Annotated in this window: 31 protein-coding genes and 1 tRNA gene; 14 read left to right on the forward strand and 18 right to left on the reverse strand. The window is 62.6% G+C overall.

Annotated features, from left to right (window positions below; genetic code table 11):
- Window positions 1–4: 4 nt before the first annotated feature.
- The 9 genes from gspK to gpmA all read right to left on the reverse strand — a co-directional run bounded on the left by gspK (window position 5) and on the right by gpmA (window position 7,630).
- Window positions 5–979, reverse strand: a complete 975-nt coding sequence (gene gspK / locus GCN78_RS24920; protein ID WP_152254113.1) for a type II secretion system minor pseudopilin GspK — start codon at window positions 977–979, stop codon at window positions 5–7.
- Complete coding sequence (locus tag GCN78_RS24925) at window positions 976–1,599, reverse strand: PulJ/GspJ family protein (protein WP_152254114.1); 624 nt, start codon at window positions 1,597–1,599, stop codon at window positions 976–978. The genes gspK and GCN78_RS24925 overlap by 4 nt, the downstream gene beginning before the upstream one ends.
- Window positions 1,599–1,982, reverse strand: coding sequence for a type II secretion system minor pseudopilin GspI (gspI, locus tag GCN78_RS24930; RefSeq protein WP_152254115.1), 384 nt, complete (start codon window positions 1,980–1,982; stop codon window positions 1,599–1,601). The genes GCN78_RS24925 and gspI overlap by 1 nt, the downstream gene beginning before the upstream one ends.
- Window positions 1,979–2,473, reverse strand: coding sequence for a GspH/FimT family pseudopilin (locus GCN78_RS24935; RefSeq protein ID WP_152254116.1), 495 nt, complete (start codon window positions 2,471–2,473; stop codon window positions 1,979–1,981). Before GCN78_RS24935 ends, gspI begins: the two co-directional genes overlap by 4 nt.
- Window positions 2,474–2,485: 12 nt before the next feature.
- A complete protein-coding gene (gene gspG / locus GCN78_RS24940) occupies window positions 2,486–2,872 on the reverse strand; it encodes a type II secretion system major pseudopilin GspG (RefSeq protein WP_264372699.1) in 387 nt (128 codons plus the stop codon).
- Window positions 2,873–3,031: 159 nt separating this feature from the next.
- Window positions 3,032–3,793: a HesA/MoeB/ThiF family protein gene (locus GCN78_RS24945; RefSeq protein WP_152254117.1), complete on the reverse strand. Its 762-nt coding sequence runs from the start codon at window positions 3,791–3,793 to the stop codon at window positions 3,032–3,034.
- 8 nt (window positions 3,794–3,801) lie between these two features.
- Window positions 3,802–5,295 (reverse strand): S41 family peptidase, encoded by a 1,494-nt coding sequence (locus GCN78_RS24950; protein ID WP_152254118.1) that lies wholly within the window; start codon window positions 5,293–5,295, stop codon window positions 3,802–3,804.
- 48 nt (window positions 5,296–5,343) lie between these two features.
- Window positions 5,344–6,807, reverse strand: a complete 1,464-nt coding sequence (locus tag GCN78_RS24955; protein WP_152254164.1) for a murein hydrolase activator EnvC family protein — start codon at window positions 6,805–6,807, stop codon at window positions 5,344–5,346.
- A 76-nt stretch (window positions 6,808–6,883) separates the two neighbouring features.
- Window positions 6,884–7,630, reverse strand: coding sequence for a 2,3-diphosphoglycerate-dependent phosphoglycerate mutase (gene gpmA / locus GCN78_RS24960; protein WP_152254119.1), 747 nt, complete (start codon window positions 7,628–7,630; stop codon window positions 6,884–6,886).
- A gap of 106 nt (window positions 7,631–7,736) precedes the next feature.
- On the opposite strand from gpmA, the gene GCN78_RS24965 reads away from it, so the two are divergent.
- The 5 genes from GCN78_RS24965 to GCN78_RS24985 all read left to right on the forward strand — a co-directional run bounded on the left by GCN78_RS24965 (window position 7,737) and on the right by GCN78_RS24985 (window position 10,743).
- Window positions 7,737–8,153, forward strand: coding sequence for a rhodanese-like domain-containing protein (locus tag GCN78_RS24965; RefSeq protein WP_046681994.1), 417 nt, complete (start codon window positions 7,737–7,739; stop codon window positions 8,151–8,153).
- A 25-nt stretch (window positions 8,154–8,178) separates the two neighbouring features.
- Entirely contained in the window at window positions 8,179–8,445 is a 267-nt protein-coding gene (gene grxC / locus GCN78_RS24970) for a glutaredoxin 3 (protein ID WP_034753025.1), read from the forward strand.
- Between the two features lie 160 nt (window positions 8,446–8,605).
- Window positions 8,606–9,082 (forward strand): protein-export chaperone SecB, encoded by a 477-nt coding sequence (secB, locus tag GCN78_RS24975; protein ID WP_034753023.1) that lies wholly within the window; start codon window positions 8,606–8,608, stop codon window positions 9,080–9,082.
- Between the two features lie 84 nt (window positions 9,083–9,166).
- Window positions 9,167–9,628, forward strand: coding sequence for an SH3 domain-containing protein (locus tag GCN78_RS24980; protein WP_152254120.1), 462 nt, complete (start codon window positions 9,167–9,169; stop codon window positions 9,626–9,628).
- A 68-nt stretch (window positions 9,629–9,696) separates the two neighbouring features.
- The gene (locus GCN78_RS24985; protein ID WP_152254121.1) at window positions 9,697–10,743 is read left to right on the forward strand and encodes an NAD(P)H-dependent glycerol-3-phosphate dehydrogenase; all 1,047 of its coding nucleotides are present in this window, start codon (window positions 9,697–9,699) and stop codon (window positions 10,741–10,743) included.
- Between the two features lie 138 nt (window positions 10,744–10,881).
- Here the strand turns inward: GCN78_RS24985 and GCN78_RS24990 are convergent, their stop codons facing one another.
- Genes GCN78_RS24990 through mscL form a run of 4 tightly spaced genes read right to left on the reverse strand, consistent with a single transcriptional unit; the run spans window position 10,882 to window position 13,607 of the window.
- A complete protein-coding gene (locus GCN78_RS24990) occupies window positions 10,882–11,226 on the reverse strand; it encodes a cupin domain-containing protein (protein ID WP_226939816.1) in 345 nt (114 codons plus the stop codon).
- A gap of 15 nt (window positions 11,227–11,241) precedes the next feature.
- Window positions 11,242–11,934 carry a DUF2461 domain-containing protein gene (locus GCN78_RS24995; protein WP_152254122.1) on the reverse strand — a complete coding sequence of 231 codons (693 nt, stop codon included), beginning with the start codon at window positions 11,932–11,934 and terminating at the stop codon, window positions 11,242–11,244.
- Window positions 11,935–11,955: 21 nt separating this feature from the next.
- Window positions 11,956–13,116 (reverse strand): Do family serine endopeptidase, encoded by a 1,161-nt coding sequence (locus GCN78_RS25000; RefSeq protein WP_193316870.1) that lies wholly within the window; start codon window positions 13,114–13,116, stop codon window positions 11,956–11,958.
- 41 nt (window positions 13,117–13,157) lie between these two features.
- A complete protein-coding gene (gene mscL / locus GCN78_RS25005) occupies window positions 13,158–13,607 on the reverse strand; it encodes a large conductance mechanosensitive channel protein MscL (RefSeq protein ID WP_070223752.1) in 450 nt (149 codons plus the stop codon).
- Between the two features lie 412 nt (window positions 13,608–14,019).
- Between mscL and petA the strand changes: the two genes are divergently transcribed.
- The 7 genes from petA to GCN78_RS25040 all read left to right on the forward strand — a co-directional run bounded on the left by petA (window position 14,020) and on the right by GCN78_RS25040 (window position 18,730).
- Window positions 14,020–14,628, forward strand: a complete 609-nt coding sequence (petA, locus tag GCN78_RS25010) for a ubiquinol-cytochrome c reductase iron-sulfur subunit (RefSeq protein WP_152254123.1) — start codon at window positions 14,020–14,022, stop codon at window positions 14,626–14,628.
- A 2-nt stretch (window positions 14,629–14,630) separates the two neighbouring features.
- The gene (locus tag GCN78_RS25015) at window positions 14,631–16,043 is read left to right on the forward strand and encodes a cytochrome b (protein WP_152254124.1); all 1,413 of its coding nucleotides are present in this window, start codon (window positions 14,631–14,633) and stop codon (window positions 16,041–16,043) included.
- A 36-nt stretch (window positions 16,044–16,079) separates the two neighbouring features.
- A complete protein-coding gene (locus tag GCN78_RS25020) occupies window positions 16,080–16,844 on the forward strand; it encodes a cytochrome c1 (protein ID WP_152254125.1) in 765 nt (254 codons plus the stop codon).
- Window positions 16,845–16,964: 120 nt separating this feature from the next.
- Window positions 16,965–17,576: a glutathione S-transferase N-terminal domain-containing protein gene (locus tag GCN78_RS25025; protein WP_010394154.1), complete on the forward strand. Its 612-nt coding sequence runs from the start codon at window positions 16,965–16,967 to the stop codon at window positions 17,574–17,576.
- Between the two features lie 141 nt (window positions 17,577–17,717).
- Complete coding sequence (locus GCN78_RS25030; protein ID WP_152254126.1) at window positions 17,718–18,230, forward strand: ClpXP protease specificity-enhancing factor; 513 nt, start codon at window positions 17,718–17,720, stop codon at window positions 18,228–18,230.
- A 26-nt stretch (window positions 18,231–18,256) separates the two neighbouring features.
- A tRNA-Thr gene (locus tag GCN78_RS25035) sits at window positions 18,257–18,332 on the forward strand.
- A gap of 191 nt (window positions 18,333–18,523) precedes the next feature.
- The gene (locus GCN78_RS25040) at window positions 18,524–18,730 is read left to right on the forward strand and encodes a dodecin (protein ID WP_034753599.1); all 207 of its coding nucleotides are present in this window, start codon (window positions 18,524–18,526) and stop codon (window positions 18,728–18,730) included.
- 14 nt (window positions 18,731–18,744) lie between these two features.
- Here the strand turns inward: GCN78_RS25040 and GCN78_RS25045 are convergent, their stop codons facing one another.
- Entirely contained in the window at window positions 18,745–19,056 is a 312-nt protein-coding gene (locus tag GCN78_RS25045; RefSeq protein ID WP_152254127.1) for a hypothetical protein, read from the reverse strand.
- Between the two features lie 151 nt (window positions 19,057–19,207).
- Here GCN78_RS25045 and GCN78_RS25050 point away from each other — a divergent pair, with 151 nt between their 5' ends.
- Together GCN78_RS25050 and GCN78_RS25055 are read left to right on the forward strand one after the other, a co-directional pair.
- Complete coding sequence (locus GCN78_RS25050; protein WP_152254128.1) at window positions 19,208–19,582, forward strand: hypothetical protein; 375 nt, start codon at window positions 19,208–19,210, stop codon at window positions 19,580–19,582.
- A 210-nt stretch (window positions 19,583–19,792) separates the two neighbouring features.
- Window positions 19,793–20,785 (forward strand): EDSAP-1 family PEP-CTERM protein, encoded by a 993-nt coding sequence (locus GCN78_RS25055; RefSeq protein WP_152254129.1) that lies wholly within the window; start codon window positions 19,793–19,795, stop codon window positions 20,783–20,785.
- A gap of 65 nt (window positions 20,786–20,850) precedes the next feature.
- Here the strand turns inward: GCN78_RS25055 and GCN78_RS25060 are convergent, their stop codons facing one another.
- The 4 genes from GCN78_RS25060 to GCN78_RS25075 form a co-directional block, all read right to left on the reverse strand.
- Window positions 20,851–21,912 carry a LytR C-terminal domain-containing protein gene (locus tag GCN78_RS25060; protein ID WP_152254130.1) on the reverse strand — a complete coding sequence of 354 codons (1,062 nt, stop codon included), beginning with the start codon at window positions 21,910–21,912 and terminating at the stop codon, window positions 20,851–20,853.
- 11 nt (window positions 21,913–21,923) lie between these two features.
- On the reverse strand, window positions 21,924–22,862 hold the full coding sequence (locus tag GCN78_RS25065; RefSeq protein ID WP_152254131.1) for a type II secretion system F family protein: 939 nt from the start codon (window positions 22,860–22,862) through the stop codon (window positions 21,924–21,926).
- A 119-nt stretch (window positions 22,863–22,981) separates the two neighbouring features.
- Complete coding sequence (locus tag GCN78_RS25070; RefSeq protein ID WP_152254132.1) at window positions 22,982–23,959, reverse strand: type II secretion system F family protein; 978 nt, start codon at window positions 23,957–23,959, stop codon at window positions 22,982–22,984.
- Between the two features lie 10 nt (window positions 23,960–23,969).
- Window positions 23,970–25,316: a CpaF family protein gene (locus tag GCN78_RS25075; RefSeq protein ID WP_152254133.1), complete on the reverse strand. Its 1,347-nt coding sequence runs from the start codon at window positions 25,314–25,316 to the stop codon at window positions 23,970–23,972.
- Between the last annotated feature and the right edge of the window lie 36 nt (window positions 25,317–25,352).

Consider the following 25,352-nt stretch of genomic DNA (forward strand, 5'->3'; position numbering starts at 1 on the left):
GCTGTTAATTTTCCCGCAGCCACACCAGGCTGGTGGTGCGCTGCGGATCCGTTTTACGATTGATGAGCGCCACGGCATCGAGGGCGGCACGGTCCAGCCGCACGCGGATGACGGTGAGGAAGTAGCGGCTCTTCACATCGAGTTCCACGCCTTCAATTAGTTCAGCATTAATATTATTCTGGAAATTTAACTTATCGACAAACTTTTTACGCGGATTGCTCAAGGTCAGGGCACTGGCCTCGGACAGCGACATCATCGTCACGGCCGCCAACACCTCGGCCGGCGCCGTATTCACATTGATCGGCGTCAATTCCGGCAGCACGATGATGAAGTCGCGCAACTGCTCGATCATCTGCGGCGTATAGCCGGGTACGGCCAGCAAATCCTCGATTTGCGTGAAAGCCACCGGCTCGCTGCCGCCACCCGTGGCGGGCGCGGCAGCGGGCGTCTTGCCGTCCGCGCCGCTGTCGGCCGTGCGTGGCTTCGGCTTGGCGCGCAGCACGGCATCGGCCGTCGCTTGCGCCAGGCCGCTGTCGAGCCGCAGGTTCGACAGCAAACGCTGGTAGGCCAGCACCTGTTTCGCATTGATGCCGCCCGTGGCTTCAAGCAGGTTGCTGATATTAAAGCGCGCCTGCGCATCGAGCGCGCGGCCCGAGACGGTGGCGTCGAATTTTTCCGTGTCGACCTTTTCGCGGTCGACGTAATCGTCGAGCCGCGCTTCCTCGATGGGCGTGGCCCATACGCCATCGAGCGCCGTCAGCATGGGATTGTCCTGGCGCAGCCAGAAGCGGGCGAAGTCGACCATGCCGCGCATGGCCCACTGCGTCTGCAGACGCAGGCGCTGGTTTTCCATCGAGCGCACCTGCACCTGCTGCTGCCAGAACAGGCTGGCGACGACGGTGATGGCCAGCGCCGTCAGCAGCAAGGCCGTGATGACGGCCACGCCGCGCTGGCGTGCTGGGCGGGAAAAACGCTTCATCCCGGCCCCAATAAAAAGACTTTGGACAGGCCCGCGTCCTGGCCCGGCATCTGCAGAGTCACTTCCAGACCCGGCACTTGCTTGGAAATGGTGACGCCGGCCGTCAGCACGTTCCAGGCGCCATTGCTCCAGCCGCGCATGACCATGCTGTCGACGCCCTGCATCAGGGCCACATCGGCGCCGGAGGTATCGGTATCGTCGCGCGCCGCCTGCCACAGGGTGTCGAGCACGGCCAGGTCGCGCGTGCCGTTCGACTCGCGCCGCGTCAGCACACCGCCGCGCAGGCGGTAAGTGACCACTTGCAACTGCTGCGGCTCCTGTTCCGACGCGGCCAGCCGCACCAGGGTCAGGCGGTCATTCTCCGCCAACAGGTTGATGCGGCCATTCAGCAAGGTATTGCTCTGGCCGGCGCCGGCCAGATGGTCGCAATCGCTCTGCATCTGGGCAAACGCCAGTTGCATGCCGCGCGCCTGCTCGAGCTGGCTCGTCAGCACTTCACGCGAACGCATGATGCTGTCCAGGCCGCGCCAGCCCAGCACGGCGACCATGGCCAGGATGCCGATCGCCACGAGCAGCTCGATCAGGGTGAACCCCTGGGCGGAAAGGTGACGGCGCGCCATCAGTCGTTAAAGGAAAGTAACACCAGGCGCACGATGCGCCGGGCCGGATATTGCACGTCATACACGTTGACGCGCACTTGCCGGATGCGGGGATTCGGCGTGGCCACCACTTCCTCTTCACAGATCAGCTTTAGATCGCCCTGCGGGCAGTCCACCGTGCGCTTGCCCGTCTGCGGAAACGTCTTCGCCAGGCGCAGGCGCACCAGGTGGTTTTCCGCCGACCAGGTGGCCATCATGGCGCTGCGCAAGCCATCGCTGTTCTGCGTCAGGCTGCCGACGGCGCGCAAGGACGCGCCCAGGGCCGTGCCGACGATGACGAGGGCGACCAGGACTTCCAGCAAAGTGAAGCCGCGCTGGCGGCCATGACGTGGGAGCCGCATCATTGCTCGACCGTGAAGTGGCCGATGCCGTCGGCGCGGATCGCCACGCTGCGCTCGCCGCTGGCCAGGGTCAGCACGAAAGGCTTGTCGACCGGTTCGCGGCCGAAGATGATGCGCAGCGGCTGGGCCACGCTGTTCGAGGGCTGCACGCTGAGCAGCATGGGCGTGTTGGCAAACGCCCGCTCGCGCAGCAAATCGTCCTGCGTCACGGGTTGCCACAGCTTTTCATTGAGGACCAGGAAACGGTATTGATTTTCGTCAGCCTCGAACGCCACCTGCCGGCTGCGCACGATGGCTTCATCGCGCGCCAGTTGCAGCAGCAGGGCGATGCGCTCGGCTTCCTTCTGCAGCGCTTGCTGGCCATTCGGCATGGCGTTCAGCGACACCAGGCCCAGGGTGACGCCGATGATCACCATCACCACCAGCAATTCGATCAGCGTGAAGCCGCTGGCGCGTGGCCGGGGCAGTGCGCGACCGGTGCTCATGGCAGGCATGCAATGGAAAACTTACAGTTCCCAGGAGCCGATATCGGCATCGTCGCCGCTACCGCCAGGTTGGCCGTCGGCGCCCAGCGAAATCAGGTCGACTTCGCCCTTCACGCCCGGCGACAAGTATTGGTACGGGTTACCCCATGGGTCCTTCGGCATCTTTTCCAGGTAACCGCCCGCCTTCCAGCCGTTCGCGGCCGGTCCCGTGGTCGGTTTCTCGATCAGCGCCTGCAAGCCCTGCTCGGTGGTCGGGTAGCGCTGGTTATCCAGGCGATACAGTTTCAAGGCTTGCATCACGGTGGCGATGTCGACTTTCGCCGCCGCCACTTTCGACTCGCCCGTGCGGGCGATCAGCTTGGGCACCACCAGCGACGCGAGGATACCCATGATTACCACCACGACCATGATTTCGATCAAAGTGAAGCCGCGCGCGCGGCGCTGGCGTATCGGATGGTTTGCTGCGTTTTGCATAAGAAAGAGAGAAGAAGGTGAGTAATGAGAGCAGAGTATAAAGCGGAAATATGACAATGCCTGTCATATAGGGAAAAATTTGTGCGGCGGCTGTCAGGCCGGCAAGACCACTTCGCCGCAAACGGCGCAGCCAGGGTCGCGCGCGACGCGCATGCTGCTCCATTCCATGTGCAAGCCGTCGAGCAAGAGCAGGCGTCCCGCCAGGGACTCGCCCGCGCCCATGATCAGTTTCAAGGCCTCGGCCGCCTGCATGGCGCCCACCACGCCGACCAGCGGCGCGAACACGCCCATGGTCGAGCACGCCTCGTCCGTGAACTGCTGCTCCTGCGGAAACAGGCAGGAATAACACGGCTGCGTGCCCGTGCGCGGGTCGAACACGCTCACTTGCCCGTCGAAACGGATCACGGCGCCCGACACCAGTGGCACCCTGGCCGCCACGCAGGCGCGGTTGACGGCGTGGCGCGTGGCGAAGTTGTCGGTGCAGTCGAGCACCACCGTTGCCGACAAGACCAGTTCGGCCAGGCGCGCGCCGTCGAGGCGCTCCTGCAAGGCGACGATATCGATCTCTGGATTGATGCCGCTCAAGGTCTCGCGCGCCGACAGCACTTTCGGCTGGCCCACGCGCTGTGTGGTGTGGGCGATCTGGCGCTGCAGATTGGTCAGGTCGACCGTGTCGTCATCGACCAGGGTCAGCTTGCCGACGCCACTGGCGGCCAGATACATGGCCGCCGGCGAGCCGAGCCCGCCCGCGCCGATCACCAGCACATGCGCGTCGAGCAAGGCTTGCTGGCCTTCGATGCCGATCTGGTCCAGCAGGATATGGCGCGAATAGCGCAGCAGTTGAGCGTCGTTCATGGCGGCGACTACGGTTTTTGCACAGGAATCTTCTTGTCTTCAGCCTTGATGTCGGAAGCGATTTCCGGCTTGGCGCCGATCTTGTCCACCTTGGCATCGGCCTTGGCCAACTGCACCGGCAAGCCCTGGAAGTGGTTCAAGGCTTGTTGCAGCTGGAAGTCGTCCTTGGCGCCGTATTCGAGCGGCTTGCGCTTTTTCGCCGTGGCGATCAGGCGCTGCTCTTCTTCCAGCTGATCCTGCATGCCTTCCATGGTCGGCTTGGCCGCTTCCGGCTTGCCATCGTTGCTGCTCAAGTGTTTTTCCAGGTCCGCCTCGCGCACGCGCAGGCTGTTCCAGCCGTCGCCCTCGGCCGTTTCATCAACCAGCAGGTCGGGCACGATGCCGCGCGCCTGGATGGCCCGGCCTTTCGGCGTGTAGTAGCGCGCCGTCGTCAGCTTGACGGCCGTGTCCGCCGTGATCTGGCGCAAGGTTTGCACGGAACCCTTGCCGAAGGTTTGCGTGCCGATGACGGTGGCGCGCTGGTAATCCTGCAAGGCGCCGGCGACGATTTCCGAGGCGGACGCGGAACCGGCGTTGACCAGCACCACCAGCGGCACGGTTTTCAGCGCGGCCGGCAGCTTGGCCAGCGGGTCGGCCTTGGCGCCCGGCGGCGCATAGAATTCGCGGCGGCCATAAAACACCTGTTTCGACTCGGGCAACTGGCCCTTGGTCGAGACGATGACGGAGTTACCCGGAAGAAATGCTGTCGCCACGCCGATGGCGCCCGGCACGACGCCACCGGGATCATTGCGCAAGTCCAGCACCAGGCCCTTGAGCTTGGGGTCTTGCGCATACAGCGCGTTGATCTTTTTGACCATGTCATCGACGGTCGGTTCCTGGAACTGGGCGATACGCAGCCAGGCATAGCCGGGCGCGACCATCTTGGCCTTGACGCTCTGCACGCGGATTTCCTCGCGCACGATGGGGAACACCAGCGGCTTGCTTTCGCCCTTGCGCGACATCGTCAGCACCAGCTTGGTACCCGGCTGGCCGCGCATCTTCTTGATGACTTCTTCCAGCTGCAAGCCTTTCAGCGGGATGTTGTCGAGGCGGGTGATCAAATCGCCCGCCAGGATGCCGGCCTTGGCGGCCGGGCTATCCTCGATGGGCGAGACGACTTTCACATAGCCGTCTTCCATGCTCACTTCGATGCCGATGCCGACAAACTTGCCCTGCACGCTTTCGCGCATTTCCTTGAAGGCATTTTTATCCAGGTACACGGAGTGCGGGTCCAGGGACGAAACCATGCCGGAAATGGCTTCCGTCAAGAGTTTCTTGTCTTCCACCTTCTCGACATAATCGGTCTTGATCAGGCCGAAGACATCGGACAACTGGCGCAGCTCGTCGAGCGGCAGCGGGGCATTCGTGATTTTTTGCGCCACGGCCGGGAACTGCAGCGACATGCCGATGCCGGCCAGGACGCCCAGACCGATCAGGCCGATACTTTTGACTTTGATACCCATGTATTCTTCGCAATCTACAAATTCGCTGCCGCAGCAATGGTGGGGAACTTAAAACTTCACCCAGGTGGCGGGGTCGAAGGCGCGGCCCTGATGACGCAGTTCAAAGTATAGCCCTGATTCCTCGTTGCCGCCGCTGTTGCCCGCGCTGGCAATGGCGTCGCCGCCCTTGACGGCGTCGCCCACGCGTTTCAGCAAGGACTGGTTATTGCCATAAATACTCATGTACTGGCCGCCGTGGTCGACGATGATCAGATTGCCGAAACCGCGCAGCCAGTCGGAGAACACGACCCTGCCGCCGGCGATGGCGTGGATCTCGCTGCCTTCGCCCGTGCGGATGAACACGCCCTTCCAGCTGGGGCCGTCACCGCGCTTGCTGCCGAAGCGGGCGGCGATCTTGCCGGCCACGGGCGCGCGCAGCTGGCCTTTCAGGCTGGCAAAGGCGCCGGCCGGCGCGGCCGGGCCCAGGCTTGGGCGTTCCGGCTCCGGTTCCGGCTTGGGTTCCGGTTTCGGCGCCACCTTGGCCACTTGCGGTGGCTCATCGTCGTCGATCGGCTCCAGTTTCACGGGCGGCGGTGGCGGCGTTTGCGGCTTGATCTTGCCCGATTTGTTTTGTTGCTCTTTCGCCAGGCGTTCGCGTTCGGCCTGCGCCTGGGCGGCCTTGGCGCGCGCGGCCAGCTGGCGTTCGCGCTTTTCCGCCGCGATCTTGGCGTCGGCGGCCGCTTTGGCGGCGGCGCGCTGCTCGGCCAGCAATTGCTGGCGTTTCTTTTCGGCCGCGGCGGCCGCGGCCTGCTCTTCGATCAGTTTCGCCAGCTTGTCGACCAGGTTGCCCATGCGTTGCTCGTCACGCTCGACATTGCCCACTTCCTTGCGCTGCGCCACCAGGCGTTGCGACAAGCTCGTCAGCAAGGCGGCGCGGCGCGCCTTCTCCTGCACCAGCAAAGCCTTCTGGTCGCGCTCTTCCTGCGCGATTTCTTCCAGTTCATCCTTGGCGTTCTGCACGTCCGCCTGGTTTTTCTCCACGGCCAGCAAGTTGGCGCGCAAGGCTTCCAGCAGGCGCGCCTGCGCCTGCGACACGTACGCCATCAATTGCAAGTCGCGGTTGATGCGGTTCGGGTTGTCGCCCGACAAGAGCAGCTTGATGCGGTCTTCATTGCCGGCGACATATTGTTCACGCAGCAACTTTGACAGCTGCGCTTTTTGTTTCTCGACGGTGGCCGTCAATTGCTGGTGCTCTTGCCCCAGCGCATTGAGTTTCACACCCGTCTCGCTTTGCTCCTGCGCCAGGTCGCGCAAGGCGCGGTTGGCGTTGGAAATGGCCTCTTCCGACTCGGCCAGGGTATCGGCCGCGTCATCCTTGGCGCTTTCCGTGCGGCTGATGTCGCGCTTGAGCGCCGTCAGTTTTTGTTGCAATCCAGCACGTTGTGCTTCCGCGGCCGCCTTCTGCTTGCTGCGTTCGGTGGGCTTGGCGCCCTGCGCGGCACCGCTGGACAACAGCAGCGCTGCGCACAGCATGGCACCGGCGCGCCACGCCGGCAGGGGTCGTTCAGCAGAGGGGGCGATGGCTGTGCCGCGGAAGAAAGACAACAAGTTACTTGGCCTTCCCTTGGTTCGCCACGGCCGCTTGCGCTGCCGCAATCGCTGCCGGGTCGCCCAGGTAGTAATGGCGGATCGGTTTCAGGTCGGCGTCCAGTTCATATACGAGCGGCTGGCCGTTCGGGATGTTCAGGCCGACGATGTCGCTGTCGCTGATGCCATCGAGCATCTTGATCAGCGCGCGCAGGCTGTTGCCGTGGGCCGAAATGATGATCTTCTTGCCGGCGCGGATGGCCGGGGCGATTTCCTCGTCCCAGGCCGGCATCACGCGCGCCACGGTGTCTTTCAGGCATTCGGTCAGCGGAATCGATGCTTTCGGCAAGCCGGCGTAGCGCGGGTCGTTGAACGAGGCGCGCTCATCGTCTTCCGCCAGCGGCGGCGGCGGCGTGTCGTAGCTGCGGCGCCATACCAATACTTGCTCGTCGCCATACTTGGCGGCCGTCTCGCCCTTGTCCAGTCCTTGCAGGGCGCCGTAGTGGCGCTCGTTCAAGCGCCAATCGTTCTTGATCGGCAAATACATCATGTCCATCTCGTCGAGCGCCAGCCACAGGGTGCGGATGGCGCGCTTCAGGACGGAAGTGTAGGCCACGTCGAACGTAAAACCTTCCTGCTTGAGGATCTGGCCGGCGGCCTTGGCTTCGTTGACGCCCTTTTCCGTCAGATCGACGTCGGTCCAGCCGGTGAAGCGGTTATCGAGGTTCCAGGTGGACTCGCCGTGACGCATGAAAACGATTTTGTACATAGTTCTATCTTCTCAAGGGGTTCAAATCAAAAAAGCAAAACGTAAAAAGACCTCGTCCAGCTTCTATTTTATAATGCGCGGATTGACTTAAACCATTGGACCCTACGTGAAATTCATTATCGACCACATTTTTCTGTTTGCCATCGTCATTATTTCCGGCGGCGCCCTCCTCTGGCCACTGCTGTCGATGCGCGGCAAGCGCGCGACCGTGCTGGAAGTCACGCAACTGATCAACCGTGGCAAAACCATCATCGTCGACGTGCGCAGCGCGGAGGAATTCGCCACCGGCCACTTGCCTGACGCCAAAAATATTCCGCTGCCGGAACTGGCAAAACGCCTGGGCGAGCTGGAAAAATTCAAAACGCGCCCCATTGTAGTGGTTTGCCAGAAAGGTTCGCGTTCGGCAACCGCCGTCGGCCTGCTGGGCAAAGCCGGTTTCGCTGAGGCAACGAGCCTGGAAGGTGGCCTCGACGAATGGAAAAAGCAGGGTTTGCCATTGAAAACCTTGTCGCTGGCGAAATAAACCAGCATTAACTGAAGGAATCATCATGACCGTACCCGTAATTGTGTATAGCACCGCCGTGTGCCCGTATTGCGTGCGCGCCGAGCGCCTGTTGGAATCGAAGGGCGTGGCCGTGCAAAAGATCCGCGTCGACCTCGACCCGGAAGAGCGCATCAAGATGATGGAACGCACGGGCCGCCGCACCGTGCCGCAGATCTATGTGGGCGATACCCACGTGGGCGGATTCGACGATTTGTATGCGCTCGATCAAGCTGGCAAGCTCGACCCCTTGTTAAATGGCACGGCAGCCTGATATAAAGCGGGTTCGAGAAATTGCTTGGTTTTTTGTCGTATTGTTTTGATACAATTGCCCTCGCACCTGATCTGGCCGCGCCTACCCGGCACGGTTTGAATACCGCAAGCACCATATTTGAACGGTGTGCCGTTCTTGTCCTTTACAACGAAAGCGTTCCATGTCTGACGAAAATCTGCAACCAGTCTTCCAAATCCAACGCGTCTACCTGAAAGACATGTCGCTGGAACAACCAAATTCCCCAGCTATTTTCCTGGAACAAGAAGCACCAGCGATCGAAGTGGCACTGGACGTGGGCGCTGCGCCTCTGGCCGACGGCATCTTCGAAGCCACCGTGACCATCACCGTGACCGCCAAAGTCGGCGACAAGGTCGCTTTCCTGGTTGAAGGCAAGCAAGCCGGTATCTTCGAAGCACGCAACATTCCTGCTGATCAACTCGATCCACTGCTGGGAATCGGCTGCCCGAACATCATCTACCCTTACCTGCGCGCCAACATCGCCGACGTGATCACCCGTGCCGGCTTCCCGCCAGTGCACCTGGCCGAGATCAACTTCGAAGTGTTCTACCAACAACGTCTGCAAGCTATTGCTGACGCCGCTGCAGCTGCCCCGGCAGCCGACGCGACGACGCACTAAGCTTCAGGCAAGACCCCGCCAGCCGTCAAGGCTGGCCTGACACGGCGGCCTGGCCGCCGTGTTTCGTTAAGGTTCAAAAATATCATGTTGAAAAGTGCGCTCTTGAGCAAGTTCCGCTGGATGGCCGGCGCCGTGTTGCTGCTGGCCACCGCCGCCAGCCATGCCGTCGATTTCAAAACGGTGGGCGCAACGCCCGTGATCCTGTACGACGCGCCATCGGCCAAGGGCGGCAAGCTGTACGTGGCGCCGCGCGGCATGCCGCTGGAAGTCGTGCTCAGCTACGGCGAATGGGTCAAGGTACGCGATGCCAGCGGCGAAATGGCCTGGACGGAAGCGAAGGGCCTGTCGGCCAAGCGCAACGTCGTGGCGCGCGCCGCGAACCTCAAGGTACGCGCCAGCCCCGACGACACCGCCTCGCCCATCATCCTCGTCGACAAGGGCGTGCTGCTGGAAATGAGCGAGCAGCCCAGCTCCGGCTGGGTCAAGGTGCGCCACAAGGATGGCCAGAGCGGCTACGTCAAGACCAGCGAAGTGTGGGGCCTGTAAGCACCGCCAGATTCATCCGGGTAACGGCCAGCCGCGCCGTGCCCCTCCCCCTGCCAGACTGAGGTTGCATGCAAATTCCCCCTGAAAACACTCCAGATACCGCCGCCAAGGCCGCGCCGCGCCGCATCACCGTGCTGGGCGCCGGCGCCTGGGGCACGGCCGTGGCCATGGCCCTGGCTGGCCGCCACGACGTGCTGCTGTGGGGCCGCAATGGCGAGGCCATGGCCGCCATGGCCGCCAGCGGCGAAAACAGCTATTTGCCAGGCTTCCCATTACCGCCGCAGCTGCGCATCAGCGCCGATTTTGACGCCGCCGTCGCGCATGCCGCAGGCGAACACGGCCTCCTGATCGCCGCCTGCCCCGTGGCAGGCTTGCGCCCCATGCTGCAGCAACTGAAAAACAAGGCCATCGGCAACCTGGTGTGGCTCTGCAAAGGTTTTGAAGGCGGCACGGGCCTGCTGCCACACCAGATCGTGCAGGAAGTGCTGGGAGATGCCATCCCCGGCGGCGCCCTGTCCGGCCCCTCGTTCGCGCAGGAAGTGGCGCGCGGCTTGCCGTGCGCGCTGACCATCGCCTCGCACAGCGCGGCCTTGCGCGCCAGCGTCGTCTCGGCCTTGCATGGCGGCACCATCCGCGTGTATGCGAGCGAAGACCTGGTGGGCGTGGAAGTGGGCGGCGCCGTCAAGAACGTGCTGGCCATCGCCACGGGCGTGGCCGACGGCCTGGGCCTGGGCTTGAACGCGCGCGCCGCGCTGATCACGCGTGGCCTGGCGGAAATCACGCGCCTGGGCACGGCCTTGGGTGGCCAGACGGAAACGTTCATGGGCTTGACGGGCATGGGCGACTTGATCCTGACGTGCACGGGCGACCTGTCGCGCAACCGCCGCGTCGGCCTGGGCCTGGCGCAAGGCAAGGCGCTGGAGACCATCGTGGCCGAACTCGGTCACGTGGCCGAAGGCGTGCCGTGCGCCAAGGCCGTGCGCGAGCTGGCGCGCCGCATGGGCGTCGACATGCCGATCACCAACGCGGTGGCCGGCGTGCTGTTCGATGGCGATGTGCCGCATGTGATGGTGCAGCAGCTGCTGTCGCGCGATCCGCGTGCCGAGGCGGCCTGAGCACGTGTACGAGTAATCACGCCTAACAAAACCGTAGCGAGCGGATGTGAGTTGTGGCTGAGAAGCGGAGCTGTGCTTTAGCACAGTGAGCATCGCAGGCCGCGACCCGCGCCGCGCAGTAGGTTTGGTTAGGTGTACCTAGCGTCCCGCCTTGGCCATCAATATCGTCAGCAGCACCAGGCTGTCTTCGCGCGCTTCCAGCGCGTGCGCCTGGCCGCCGAGCAGATACAGCATCTGCCCCGGCCCCAGCAGGTGCACGCCGCCATGCGCTTGCACCGCCACCTGCCCTTGCAGGCACAGCATGGTGATTTCGCCGAGCACATGATGCTCGGGCATGGTCTTGCCCTTGGGCATGCACATGCGGATCAATTCCAGCTCATCCGTCTTGGCCAGCGCGATGGCGGAAAACTGCGACAGGTCGTCGCCATCCCTGCGCAGCACCTCGATCACCTGCCCTGAACTTGCGTGCTCCAGTGCCATCATGTGCTCCTTCAGCAATTACTCGGTGACTTCCTCCGGCTCTTTCGCGCCGCGCATCCATTCGACCAGCGGCCACGCATCCTTCAAGCCTTCCGCCAGGGTCGGCAGCAGTTTCTCAGGTTCATTCACGGGCAGCGGCACTTCGGTCCAGACAAAAAAGCTCTTCAGCTTGATGAATTCGATATGTTCGGCGTCCGCCTCGAAACCCTTGGGCGGGCGCTGCAGCTTGCCCTCGTTCTGGATGGTGCCGAAACGGGCTTTCAAGCGCTTATTTTTCAGCACTTTGGAAAAACCTGGCGCGTCGTTGACCATGTGTTCACGCAGCGCCTTCAGGCGGCCTGGCGGCGGCATGTATTCGCCGGCGCCGAACAGCAAATTGCCCTGGCCATCGATCTGCAGATAATACGTAGGACCGCCCGCCTTGCTGGGACGGCGCATGTCGTTCGGCGCGATGGCGGCCGAAAAGCGCGTTTTATACGGGCTCTTGTCGTGCGCGAAACGCACGTCGCGGTTGATGCGGAACAAGGCCTTCTTCGGATTGCAGTATTTCACGGCCGGGTCGAACTTGCCGAGTTCAGCAATCAGCGACGTCACCAGCGCGAGGAATTCCTCGCGCAGGATGTCGTAGCGGGGCTTGTTCATGACAAACCAGGGACGGTTGTTGTTGTCGCTCAGTTCACGTAAAAATTGGGTCAAATCACGCACATGCATGTGTCAAATTCCGATCAGCAACTATTTGGAAAGCTCTTTCGGGAGGGGGCGCTTGCCCACCATCACGTCGAGCGCCGCTTCGCGATTCTTGCGCAGCACCGTCATTTTAGCTTTTCCGCCGGGCGGCAGTTGGGCGATCAGGTTGAGCATTTCCGTCGTGTCGCCGACGGGCTTGCCGTCCACCGTCAGCAGGATGTCGCCGGGCACGATGCCCGCCTTGTCGGCCGGGCCGTTGCGCACCACGCCGGCGATGATGGCGCCGCTCGAGCGCTGCAAGTTGAAGCTTTGCGCCAGTTCGGGCGTGATGTCCTGCGTTTCCACGCCGATCCAGCCGCGCACCACGTGGCCATCCTTGATGATGGCTTCCATCACGGTTTTCGCCGTCGAGACGGGAATGGCGAAGCCGATGCCGACGGAGCCGCCGCTTTGCGAGTAAATCGCCGTATTGATGCCGATCAAATTGCCGCGCGTGTCGACCAGCGCGCCGCCCGAATTGCCGAAGTTAATCGCCGCATCCGTCTGGATGAAGTTTTCAAAGCTGTTGATGTGCAGGTTGTTGCGGCCCAGGGCGGAGATGATGCCCATGGTCACCGTCTGGCCCACGCCGAACGGATTGCCGATGGCCAGCACCACGTCGCCCACGCGCGCCAGTTCCGACTGGCCCAGCACGATGACGGGTAGCTTGTCGAGGTTGATCTTGATCACGGCCAGGTCCGTTTCCGGGTCCAGGCCCACCACCTTGGCGGGCGCCTTGCGGCCATCGGTGAGCACCACTTCGATTTCGTCGGCGCCTTCGACCACGTGGTTGTTGGTCAGCACATAGCCTTCATGGCTGACGATGACGCCCGAACCTAGGCTGTTTTTCAAGTCCTCGTCATCCTCGCCGTCCGGGTCGCGGTCGCCGAAGAAACGTTTAAAGAAGGGATCGCGCGCCAGCGGATGGGCGCCGCGCTTGGGCACTTGCAGGGTGAGAATGTTGACGACGGCGGGCATGGCGCGCGCCGCCGCGTCGCGGTAGGAACCGGGCGCCAGGCTGCTCGACGCCGTTTCCACCACGGGCACCGGCTTGGCGACTGAGCCCAGTTGCTGTACCCGGCTGGCCGGGCGCAGCGCGCCATACACAAAGTACAGCGCCAACGCGATCGTCACGGTTTGCGCAAACAATAACCAGAATCGTCGCATACAGTTTTCTGCCCAGGTCAGCCGGCCCGTGCCGGAACAACTTATTTTGCCAGATTGTTGCTGTTGCGTGCGTTCTGCTGCAGCGAGTCGCGGATTTCACGCAGCAGCACGATGTCTTCCGGCGTGGCCGGTGCCGGCGCCGGCGCGACCGGTTCGCTGCGGCGGGCCTTGTTCATCAGGCGCACCATCTGGAAGATGATGAAGGCAAGAATGATGAAGTTGAGCAGAATGGTCAGGAAGTTACCATAGGCCAGCACGGCGCCCGCCTTTTTCGCTTCCACCAGGGTCATCGTCGTGGCTTGGCCATTCAGCGGCAGGTAGTAATTGGCGAAATCGAGGCCGCCGAAAATGCGGCCGATGGGCGGCATGATCACGTCTTGCACCAGGGAATCGACAATCTTGCCGAAGGCGCCGCCGATAATGACACCGACCGCCAGATCGACGACGTTGCCTTTCATTGCAAATTCTTTAAATTCTTTCATCATTGCCATGAATTTCTCCTTCGGATATGTATAAAAAACATGCCGATCATACTATTGATTCCTGGGCACACCAACTTGTGGTTGCCGGCGAGACCAATTCGGGCACAGCCGGGTGCATCTAGTTCGAAAGAACTAGCCACCTCCTGCAAAAGTATATAAATTATGGTACAAGCAACGTTTTTGTTCTATTCGTTGTTTGCTTCACTTATAATTTGCGGTTGCCAGAAGTGACTTTTTCACTTCCGGATAATCAACAAGAAACTGGCACGGGCTGCGCCATTGGCCGAAGTTCCGCAGGGATGTTGCCACTTTACCGTACAAAGATGCGGGTTGCGGCAATCAGTGGGAAAGAGCTTCGGCGACGGTTTTTCGCGGCTGCCACTCATAATAAAGATTCGCATTTTGACTGATTGGGGTTTGCATGAGTAACGAAAAGCAGGTCGATTCAGGCCGTCGCGGCTTGCTCGTCGCCACGTGCGCGGCGGGCAGTGTAGTTGGATTGGCAACCGCGGGAGCCTTGGTAAGCACCTTCCAGCCGTCGGAGCGCGCGAAAGCGGCTGGCGCGCCGGTCGAAGTAGACATCACCACCTTGCAACCCGGCGAAATGCGCACCGTCGAATGGCGCGGCAAGCCGGTCTGGATCCTGAAGCGCACCCCGGAAATGATCGCGTCGCTGAAAAAGACCGACGGCAAAGTCGCCGACGCCAATTCCCAGCGCAATCCCGCCGAATTCACGCCGTCGTACTGCATGAATGAAGCGCGCTCGATCAAGCCTGAAATTCTCGTCGCCGTCGGCATCTGCACCCACCTGGGCTGCTCCCCTTCCTCGAAATTTGCCCCCGGCCCGCAACCGTCGCTGCCCGATGACTGGGAAGGCGGCTTCTTGTGCCCTTGCCACGGCTCCACCTTCGACATGGCAGGCCGCGTGTTCAAGAACAAGCCGGCGCCGGACAACCTGCAAGTGCCGCGCCATATGTACCTGAGCGACACCAAATTGCTGATAGGTAAAGACGAGAAAGGCGAGGCTTGATCATGGCTGCTTTCAAAGAAACGAAATTCCCGGCAGACGCTCCCGTCGCCGAAAAAGCGCTGGGCTGGGTCGATGACCGCTTTCCCCTGACCAAGCTGTGGAACGATCAATGGGGCAAGTACTACGCCCCGAAAAACTTCAATTTCTGGTACATCTTCGGTTCGCTGGCCATGCTGGTGCTGGTGCTGCAGATCGTCACCGGCATCTTCCTGACCATGCACTACAAACCGGATGCGGCCCTGGCCTTCAATTCCGTCGAGTACATCATGCGCGAAGTGCCGTGGGGCTGGCTGGTGCGCTACATGCACTCGACGGGCGCTTCGGCCTTCTTCATCATCGTCTACCTGCACATGACGCGCGGCCTGCTGTACGGCTCGTACCGCAAGCCACGTGAACTGATCTGGCTGTTCGGTTTCGCCATCTTCCTGTGCCTGATGGCCGAAGCGTTCTTCGGCTACCTGCTGCCATGGGGCCAGATGTCGTACTGGGGCGCGCAAGTGATCGTCAACCTGTTTGGCGCCATCCCGTTCATCGGCCCTGACCTGTCGTTGTGGATCCGCGGCGACTACGTCGTTTCCGACGCCACCCTGAACCGCTTCTTCGCCTTCCACGTAATCGCCATCCCGCTGGTACTGCTGGGCCTGGTTGCAGCGCACTTGATCGCCCTGCATGAAGTCGGCTCGAGCAACCCGGACGGCATCGAAGTGAAGGAAAACCTGGGCGCCGACGGCCACCCGGTCGATTCGATCCCTTCGCACCCGTACTACACCGTGCATGACCTGTTCGGCGTGTCGATCTTCCTCGTCATCTTCAGCGCCGTCGTCTTCTTCGCGCCGGAAATGGGCGGTTACTTCCTGGAATACAACAACTTCCTGCCCGGCGACTCGCTGAAAACCCCGCTGCACATCGCGCCAACCTGGTACTTCACGCCGTTCTACTCGGTGCTGCGCGCCACCACGGCCGACTTCATGTACGTGCTGATGGGTGTCGTGGCCGCCTACGTGGTGTTCATCTGGCTCAAGTCGCGCCTGTCGACGACGGTCAAGTCCATCATCGCCGGCATCGCCATCGTCGCCATCATCGGCATGCTGCCGCAGGTGCTCGATGCGAAATTCTGGGGCGTGGTGTTCTTCGGCGGTTCCGTCGTGATCCTGGCCTTCCTGCCATGGCTCGACCATTCGCCCGTGAAATCGATCCGCTACCGTCCGACCTGGCACAAATACATCTATGCCATCTTCGGCCTGTCGTTCCTGATCCTCGGCTACCTCGGGACCCAGGCGCCAACGGATACGAAAACCATCGTGTCGCAAGTGTGCACCCTGATTTACTTCAGCTTCTTCCTGCTGATGCCATGGTGGAGTGCCATGGGCAAGTTCAAGACCGTGCCGTCGCGTGTGACGTTCCACCCGCACTAAGCCGCTCTCACGCCACGCTCAAAGGACATACATCATATGAAGATTGCAAAAAAACTGCTCGCCATCCTGGCCTTCGTGCCTGCCATGGCTCTCGCCAGCGAAGGCGGCTTTCCGCTGGACAAGGCTCCTGACCGCCAGACCAACATGGCGGCGCTGCAACATGGCGCCAAATTGTTCGTCAATTATTGCTTGAATTGCCACGCCGCCGTGTCGATGCGCTACAACCGCCTGCGCGATCTGGGCTTGACGGAAGACCAGATCAAGCAGAATCTGTTGTTCTCCGGCGATAAAGTCGGCGACCTGATGACGACCAGCCTGGCACCGCAGGACGCCAAGGCCTTCTTTGGCGTCGTACCGCCGGATTTGTCGGTAATTTCGCGCGCGAAATCATCTTCCGCTGGCACAGGCGGCGACTACCTGTATACTTACCTGCGTACGTTCTATAAAGACGACACTCGTCCGACCGGCTGGAACAACATGGTCGTGCCGAATGTTGCCATGCCGCATGTATTATGGGAATTGCAAGGTGTCCAGACTGCCAAGTTCGTGGAAGAAAATGATCCGCACGAAGCTGGCAAGAAGATCCACAAATTTGCCGGCTTCGAGCAGGTCAAGCCAGGTACGTTGAACAAGATCGAGTATGACAATGCGGTAGCCGACCTGGTCGGCTACATGGAGTGGATGGCCGAACCGGCACAGCAGACACGCAAGCGCCTGGGCGTGTGGGTGCTGCTGTTCCTGTCGGTCTTTGCTCTGCTGGCATGGCGCCTTAACGCGTCGTTCTGGAAGGAAGTCAAATAAGTGAGGCGCCGGCCATAGGCCGGTTTATGCCTGTTTCTGCGTTGTCCGCATGAGTGGACAAGCGACCTGGGGTGAGCCGTTCGCGGCTTCACCCCCTTTGTTTCTAAGGAACTATAAAAAATGATGGTTCTCTATTCGGGTACAACCTGCCCATTTTCGCAACGCTGCCGCCTGGTCCTGTTTGAAAAAGGCATGGACTTCGAAGTGCGCGACGTCGACCTGTTCAACAAACCGGAAGACATTTCGACCATGAATCCGTATGGTCAGGTGCCTATCCTGGTCGAACGCGAACTGATCCTGTATGAATCGAACATCATCAACGAGTACATCGATGAGCGCTTCCCGCATCCGCAACTGATGCCGGCCGATCCGCTGATGCGTGCCCGCGCGCGCCTGATGCTGTTCAATTTCGAAAAAGAACTGTTCGTGCACGTGCACGTGCTGGAAAGCGAACGCGCCAAGAGCAACGACAAGGCCCACGACAAGGCACGCGCGGAAATCCGCGACCGCCTGACGACCCTGGCGCCGCTGTTCCTGAAAAACAAGTACATGCTGGGCGACGAATTCTCGATGCTCGACGTGGCTGTCGCGCCGCTGCTGTGGCGCCTGGACCACTACGGCATCGAACTGTCGAAGACGGCCGCACCGCTGATGAAATACGCCGAACGCATCTTCTCGCGTCCTGCGTATATCGAGGCATTGACCCCTTCCGAAAAGGTCATGCGCCGCTAAAGATAATCCCGGCAGGCCGCGCCTGCCGGGATATCTTGGGCCATGTGTTAAAGTTGCTTTTTGCGCTGTCCCAGTCTTTTGAACTACCGGTGCGCCCGCCTGATGCCTGACGGGGGGCGCTCCCGCCTCACCGTGCCTACCATGTCTGAAATCTCAACCAAACCTTATATGCTGCGCGCCATCTACGAGTGGTGCACCGACAGCGGCTACACGCCTTATCTCGCGGTCAAAGTCGATTCGCGCACCACGGTACCGATGGAATACGTGAAAAAGGGCGAAATCGTGCTCAACATCAGCTTCGGCGCCACCAGCGGCCTGAAGATGGACAACGACGCCATCCGCTTCCACGCCCGCTTTGGCGGCGTCTCGCGCGAAATCTACGTGCCGGTCGACAACGTGATGGCCATCTACGCCAACGAAAACGGCCAGGGCATGGCCTTCGAGCCTGTGCTGGGCTACGATGACCCGGACGCGCAACCGACGGACAGCCCGGCCTCCGCCGACGTCCCGCCACCGGTGCTCGCCCCCGCCGCCAGCGGTCCCACCCTGTCGTCCGTGCCGACCAGCTCCCCCGAACAACGCGACAACGCCACGCCCGGCGACGACGAGCCACCAAAAAAAGGCGGCCGCCCGACCCTGACGCGCATTAAATAGCGTATAATTCGCAACGCGCAGTTTTTGCCGACTTAGCTCATTTGGTAGAGCAGTTGATTTGTAATCATCAGGTGGCCAGTTCGAAACCGGCAGTCGGCACCAGAATTCAGCAGTAAATCAAAGGGTTACAAGCTTCGGCTGGTAGCCCTTTTTTCTTTTCTCCCTCCTGCGAACCACTCCCGTGACGCATTGCTGCACCGCGCAATGACGTCCGGCACATTTAGGAGCAAGATGAGCATGTGCTTGCGCAAAGCAGGCTCCCGATGTCTGGCTTGCCTACCTGGGGGAACATCATGTCCGCACACACTTACAAGTTGATCGAGCTGGTCGGCACGTCGACGGAGAGCAGCGATCAGGCGATACGCGATGCCATTGCCAAGGCGGCGCTGACGGTCAAGCACATGGACTGGTATGAAGTGACGGAATCGCGCGGGCATATCGTCGATGGCAAGGTGGCGCACTTCCAGGTCACGCTCAAGGTCGGCTTCCGGCTCGAATAGGGCAGGTCGGCAACTCACCGCCGCCCGACCGCTCCCCGGCTCTCCAGCCACTCCCGGCCGCCGTTGTCCAGCGCGGTCTCAATCACCTTGTCCGGCAAGCTGTAGACGGTCGCCCAGCTGGCGCGGCCGTCCTGCGTGTTGGCTGGAAAACTGTGCGTCTCGATCGGCCAGTGGTATTTGCGTTTCAGCGCCTTGACGATGGCGGCCAGCGAGACGCGGCCTTGCAGCGGTTCGGCGCCGGACTGGTCGCGGTTCGACAGCAGCACGGCCAGGACCTGGCCGCGGCCCGTGCGCGCGCCGGGGAAGGTGGGGGTTTTGTTTGCCATGGCCTATTTTACCGGGCGAGGCGCGATGTGCCGCACCTTTGATCTGGCGCAAGCGCCGCAGCGGTTTCGCGGCGACGATGAGCATTTCGCCAGGCGTGCCGGCGCCCCTCTGGCAGCCTGGGCCTATCATCATGGGGCACAGGAGCCTATCATGCACAGCCTGAACATCCACGCCATGCAATGGCAGCCCGTTGCCGATATTTCCGCCGTCGATCCGCTGCTGCCCGACGACCTCGCCTGCTTTCGCGAACTGCGCGACGTGCTGCAACGCTATGGCGCGCTCGACCGCTTCTGCATTTCCCTGATCCACCGTCATTTCGACATCGCCGACGACGAGGAGCTGATGGAATACACGGACGTCGAGCAACGCACGCTGACGGTGAAACCTGTCAAGAAAAGCGACATCGACTGGCAACACACGACGATTACCAACTGGAAATTGACGGAATGCGAGGAAGTGGCGCGCATCGGTTGCGGTTGCGCGCGCAATTCGGGCGGGCACCTGGGCTATCACCGGGGCACCTGAGGCTGGCCAGCGGCGCCCGCCAAGCGGCGTCGGCCTTTCTTACACTTGGCATCCACAAGCTCAGTCCGCCTTACGCAAGCACTTGATTCCATGTGATTTTTTTGTGTGGCATGCAAACTGCTTATCACTGTCTACGAGATGAATCCAGGCAAGTCATTCTGGATTCCTGATCCCCGGATTTTCCGAGACTGACCACGATAAGAGGCTGCGATGAACGTCAATCACACACGAAGCAAGACCCTGGGCTGGCTGGGCGCACTGGCGGCGGCAAGCCTGCTGGCCAGCGGCCAGGCGCAGGCCGGCGCCTACGGCCTGGCCGTCAACGAGTTGAACAATTTCCGCATCACCACCAGCGCCGGTGCGCTGTCGCTGGCCGGCGCCAACCGCAATGCCAGCGACAGCGCATTTTTCGAAGGCGGCGTGGCAGTCAATCCGCGCGCCGTCAATACGGGCCCGGCCGCCAACGCGGACGTGCCGCAAGTGTGTTCGGGCGGCGGCTGCGGCGGCTTGCCGCAAAATCACTACGCACCCAGTCCCAGTTCCACGCTGGAATTCGCGCGCGGCGATGCGCATGCCTTCGGCAATATGCTCAATGGCGGCGCCACCGTGCGCGCCGTGGCCGAAGCACAGCGCAACACGATCGGCGCCGCCACGGCCACGGCCGGCGACACCCTCACCGGCTCCGTCAATCTGACGCTGTCGAGCGCCGGCTTCATCACCTTCAGCTTCATGGGCCGGCGCGACCTGCGCACCAGCGTGACGACCATGGGCGACAAGTCGAGCGTGTCGATCATGGATATCTTCAATATCTCCTGCAACAGCGCCAGCCCCGCCGGCTGCCTGTCGCATGCGAATGCCGATGGCGTGATCTTCCAGTTCGCGCCCGATGGCGACGCCAACAATGGCAGCGACATCAACGGCAACCATACGGTCGGCAGCCTCGATCCGTTCAGCCTGAACATGACGAGCGGCACCAACGACCCGGCCACCGGGCGCACCTTCACGAATGACTTCGCGATGTTTTCCCTGACCTCGAATTTCGCCCTGCCCGCCGGCAGCTACACCTTGAATTTTTCCAAGTCCACGCGCACCGATATCGTCGTCATCGATCCGCCGCTTGCGGTACCGGAACCGGGCACGCTGTTCCTGTTGGGCATGGGATTGGCGGCCCTGGCTTTTACACGCCGCCGCCAGTCGACATAATCAGCGGCATGAAAAAACGCGGCGCCCGCCAAGGCGCCGCGTTTTCTTATGCCGGCAGCGTCGTTTTAACCGAGCCGTGCCAACGCCTGGCGCGCCAGTTGCAGCTGCTGCAGATAATAGCGGTGCAGCATGGCCGGATCGCTGAGGTCGCGCCCCAGTACCAGGCGCAGCTCGCTGACAGGGCAATCGGCGGCTTGGGTCTGCACCTGGCTTTGTACCTGCAGCCCCAACTGGCGGGCCAGCTGGCGCGCCGCCTGCTCCTGCGCGGGCCGGTATTCGACGCGCGTGCGCGTCACCTGGAAGCGGGTTTCATTGGCCAGGCGCACCACCTGCACGGGGGCAGCGGCCAGGCTGCGCGCCAGCGCGGCGGCCAGGCCAGGCACGCCGTTGCCGTTCACAATTTCCAGGCGCGGACGAGGCACGGCAGCGGCCGGCATGGAGCGCGCCGCCACGGCCGCGGCAGCCGGCACGCGCTGCAAGCGGGCCATGCCGTCGCTCTGCGTGATCTCGATGCGCGCCATGGCGGGCACATCCTGCTGCGGCAGGGCCGCGGGCACAGTCTGCGGCGGCGCCTCGTTGCGCAAGACGGCCAGGTCGCGCCGCAGGTCGTGTTCCTGCAGGCTCTGCGCCTGGCGCCGCATGACGGCCGCGCGCGCGTGCTGTCCCAGCCGTTCGAGCACTTGCGCCAGGTGCCGCCAGGCCAGCGCATTGAGCGGATCGAGCAGACACGCCTGTTCCAGCGCGGACAAGGCTTGCGCATCGCGCCCGCTCAAGGCATAGGCATGACCGAGATTGCTGAACAGATATGCCTGCCCCGGCTGCGGCGGGCCGGCCTCCTGCGTCAGGGCCAGCCACTGGGCGATCGCCGCGTCATGTTCGCCACGCTGCGCGTGCAGCACGGCCAGGCCGTTGCGCGCGTTCACGTGGCGCGGCGCGGTGCGCAGAGCTTGCTCATAGGCCGCTTGCGCGGCGGGCAGGTCGCCCCGCTCGAAATGCTGGCGCCCCGCCACGTAGGCGGCATCGGCGTCGGGCCACGCCGGCACCGGCGCGTGGGCCGGCTGCGTGGTACAGGCGGCCAGGCCCAGGCAGGCGCAGGCGGCTGCCAGGCGGGAAATCGTCAAGCGCATGGTGACTCCTTTCAGCGACTGGCCATGGCCGGCACGAGCACGCGATAGACTTCGATCACGGCCGGCCCCATGAGCACCAGCATGAGGGTGGGAAAGACGCAAAAGATCAGCGGGAACAGCAATTTCAGGGCAATCTTCGCTGCCGCCTCCTCGGCCAGCAGGCTGCGCTTGCCGCGCAGGTTTTCCGAATGCACGCGCAGCGAATCGCCCATGCTGGTGCCGAAGCGTTCCGATTGAATCAGCATGGCGACGAGGGTGTCGACATCTTCCACACCGCTGCGCAGGGCCAGGTTGCGCAGCGCCTTTTCCTTGGAAAAGCCGGCGCGCATTTCCATCAGCACTAGTTGCAATTCCTGCGCCAGCACCACGCTCTTGATATGGATTTCACCCGACACCTTCACCAGCGCGCGCTCCAGGCTCAAGCCCGCTTCCACGCACACGGTCAGCAAGTCGAGCGCGTCGGGGATGTTTTCGAAGATGTCGCGCTGGCGCCGCTTGGCCGTGCTGACCAGCACCAGGTTCGGCAGGTAATAGCCGACGGTGGCGCTGACGCACAGCAGCAACAGCAGCACGCTGCGCAACTGCGCCGCCATGGCGCTGGCCGCATACAGGCCCAGCACGGTGGGAAACAGCAGGGCCAGCACGGTCTTCGCCGCAAAGTACAGGGCCGGCGCGCTGGCTTGCCGCCAGCCCGCGTTCATGAAGCGCGTGCGCAGCGGCGAGCGTTCCCAGCCCTCTTCCGGCAGCGACAGCTTGCTGAACGGCTGCGCCACGCGCGCCACGCGCTCCACCCAGCCCGTGTCGGACACCGCCTCACTGGCGGCCGGCGCCATGGCACCGAACAGGCGCTGGCGCAAGGCGCCGGGAAAGAAAATCAGCCACGCCAGCAGGGCCAGCGCCACCACCACGGCGAAAACGATCAACAGGAACAACAGTTGCGGGCCAGTCATGGCATTTCCTCCGATTGATCGACTGACAAAACGTTCAGGGCTAGGCGTGTCGCCGAAGGCAATACGACAGTACGACAAGGCGACGCAACAACGCCATGGACTTTTTTTCAGGCGATCTCTTAGATGCGGATGCGGATGACGTTGCGCATCCAGACAACGCCCAGCGCCACCTTGCCGGCCGCGTACCACAGCAATTTGATGCCGCTGGGATCGGTCCACAGCAGGCGGATGTATTGCGGGTTGACCAGCGCCATGACGCCGATCATCACCACCGGCATCAGTCCCAGTACCCAGGCCGACATGCGCCCCTCGGCCGACAGCACGCGCACCTGCCCCAGCAATTTCAAGCGGGCGCGGATGATGCGCGCGATGCTGACCAGCACTTCGGCCAGGTTCCCGCCCGATTCGCGCTGCACCAGCACGGCGATGACGAGATAGCGCAAGTCCGTCAGCGGAATGCGCGCGGCCAGGTTTTGCAGCGCCTCGTTCATCGGCACGCCGTAGTTGATCTCTTCGTGCGCCATCTTGAATTCGCCGCTGATCGGCTCATTGAGTTCGTCGCCTACCATCTGCAGCACATTCGAAAACGAGTGCCCGGCGCGCAGCGCGCGGGCCAGGAAATCGGCCGCTTCCGGCAGTTGCGCCTCGATCTTTTTCAGCCGCGCCGCGCGCGCCCGCAGCACCACCATCCATGGTCCGCCGCCCGCCACGCCCAGCAGCAGCAAGGCGCCCGGCAGCGGCAGCGGCCAGATGGCCAGCCACAGCAGCCCCGCCAGCAGCAGGCCGCCCGCGCCGCCCAGGAATTGCGCCACCGACCACGACAAGCCCGATTGCAGCAGCAGGTGGTCGAGCTTTGCCGCCTGCGGCGCGCGCCGCAGCCAGCGTTCCAGGCCGGGCGACCGCGCATAGCGGCGCTGCTTGAGGATGGAAACCCGCTCGCCGCCCGCCTCGCCGCGCGCCGCCATCAGCCGCAGGCGCCGGTTGATGCGCCGCGCCGCGCTGCCGTGCGTGCCCGCCCACCACAGCCAGGCGCCTTCCACCATCAGGATGCAGGCGGCAAACAGCAGCACGGCAAAGCCGTAGAAGACCAGGTCCATGGTGCTTCCTTTACTCGTAAATACGATCGGGGTCGAAGACGCTATCGGGCACCGGCGCGCCGAACATGCGCAAGCGTTCCGTGAAACGGGGCCGCACGCCCGTGGCGCAAAAATGGCCCAGCACCTTGCCGTCGGCATCGACGCCCGTCTGCTCGAAGCGGAAGATTTCATGCATGGCGATGATGTCGCCCTCCATGCCCGTCACTTCCTGCAGGCTGACCAGCTTGCGCGCGCCATCCGTCAGGCGCGACACTTGCATCACCACCGTCACGGCCGAACAGATCTGCTGGCGCGTGGCGCGCGGCGTCAGGTTCACGCTGGCCATGCCGACCATGTTTTCCAGCCGCGCCAGCGCGTCGCGCGCCGTGTTCGAGTGGATGGTCGCCAGCGAACCTTCATGGCCCGTGTTCATCGCCTGCAGCATGTCGAGCGCCTCGGCGCCGCGCACCTCGCCCAGGATGATGCGGTCGGGCCGCATGCGCAGCGCGTTGCGCACCAGCGCGCGCTGGCTCACCTCGCCCTTGCCCTCGATATTCGGCGGGCGCGTTTCCAGGCGCACCACGTGCGGCTGGCGCAGCGCCAGTTCGGCCGCATCCTCGATGGTGACGATGCGCTCGCTGCCGGGAATGAAGCCGGACAGCACGTTGAGCAGGGTCGTCTTGCCGCTGCCCGTGCCGCCCGAGATCAGGATGTTGACCTTGGCCTGCCCCAGCGCCTGCAGCACCTGCACCATGGGCGGCGTCAGGCTTTTGTAGTCGAGCAGGTTGGCGATCGTCAAAGGCTGCACGGCAAAGCGCCGGATCGACAGGATCGGGCCATCGACGGCCAGCGGCGGAATGATGGCATTGACCCTGGAACCGTCCGGCAGGCGCGCGTCGACCATCGGGCTCGATTCATCGACCCGCCGTCCCACGCGCGAGACGATCTTTTCGATGATCTTCATCAGGTGCGCATTGTCGTGGAAGGTCACGTCCGTCAGCTGCAGCCGCCCGCCCCGCTCCACATACACCTTGTCGCAGGTATTGACGAGGATGTCGGACACGCTGGCATCGGCCAGCAAGGGTTCGAGCGGGCCAAAGCCCAGCATCTCGTGCTGGATGTCGAGCACCAGGCTGTGGCGTTCGTGCTGATTCAGGACGATGCGCTCTTCCTCGATCACGCGCTGCACCAGCAGCGCCAGCTCGTGCTTGAACTGCTCCGCCGTCAGGCGTTTCAAGCGTTCCAGATCGATACGGTCGAGTATCGTCTGGTGCATGGTTTTCTTGAGTTCCTGGTAGGCGTGCAGCGCCAGCGCGCCCTGTCCATTGCTGGCGGGGCGCACCGTTTCATTCGCCGCCAGGCGTTCGCGTAAAGTCATCTCGGCTCCCATGATGGCCCCCGGCGGGAGCCTTGA

Origin of the sequence: Janthinobacterium rivuli (genome assembly GCF_009208735.1) — a bacterium.
In the GTDB taxonomy this organism is placed as follows: Bacteria; Pseudomonadota; Gammaproteobacteria; order Burkholderiales; family Burkholderiaceae_D; genus Janthinobacterium.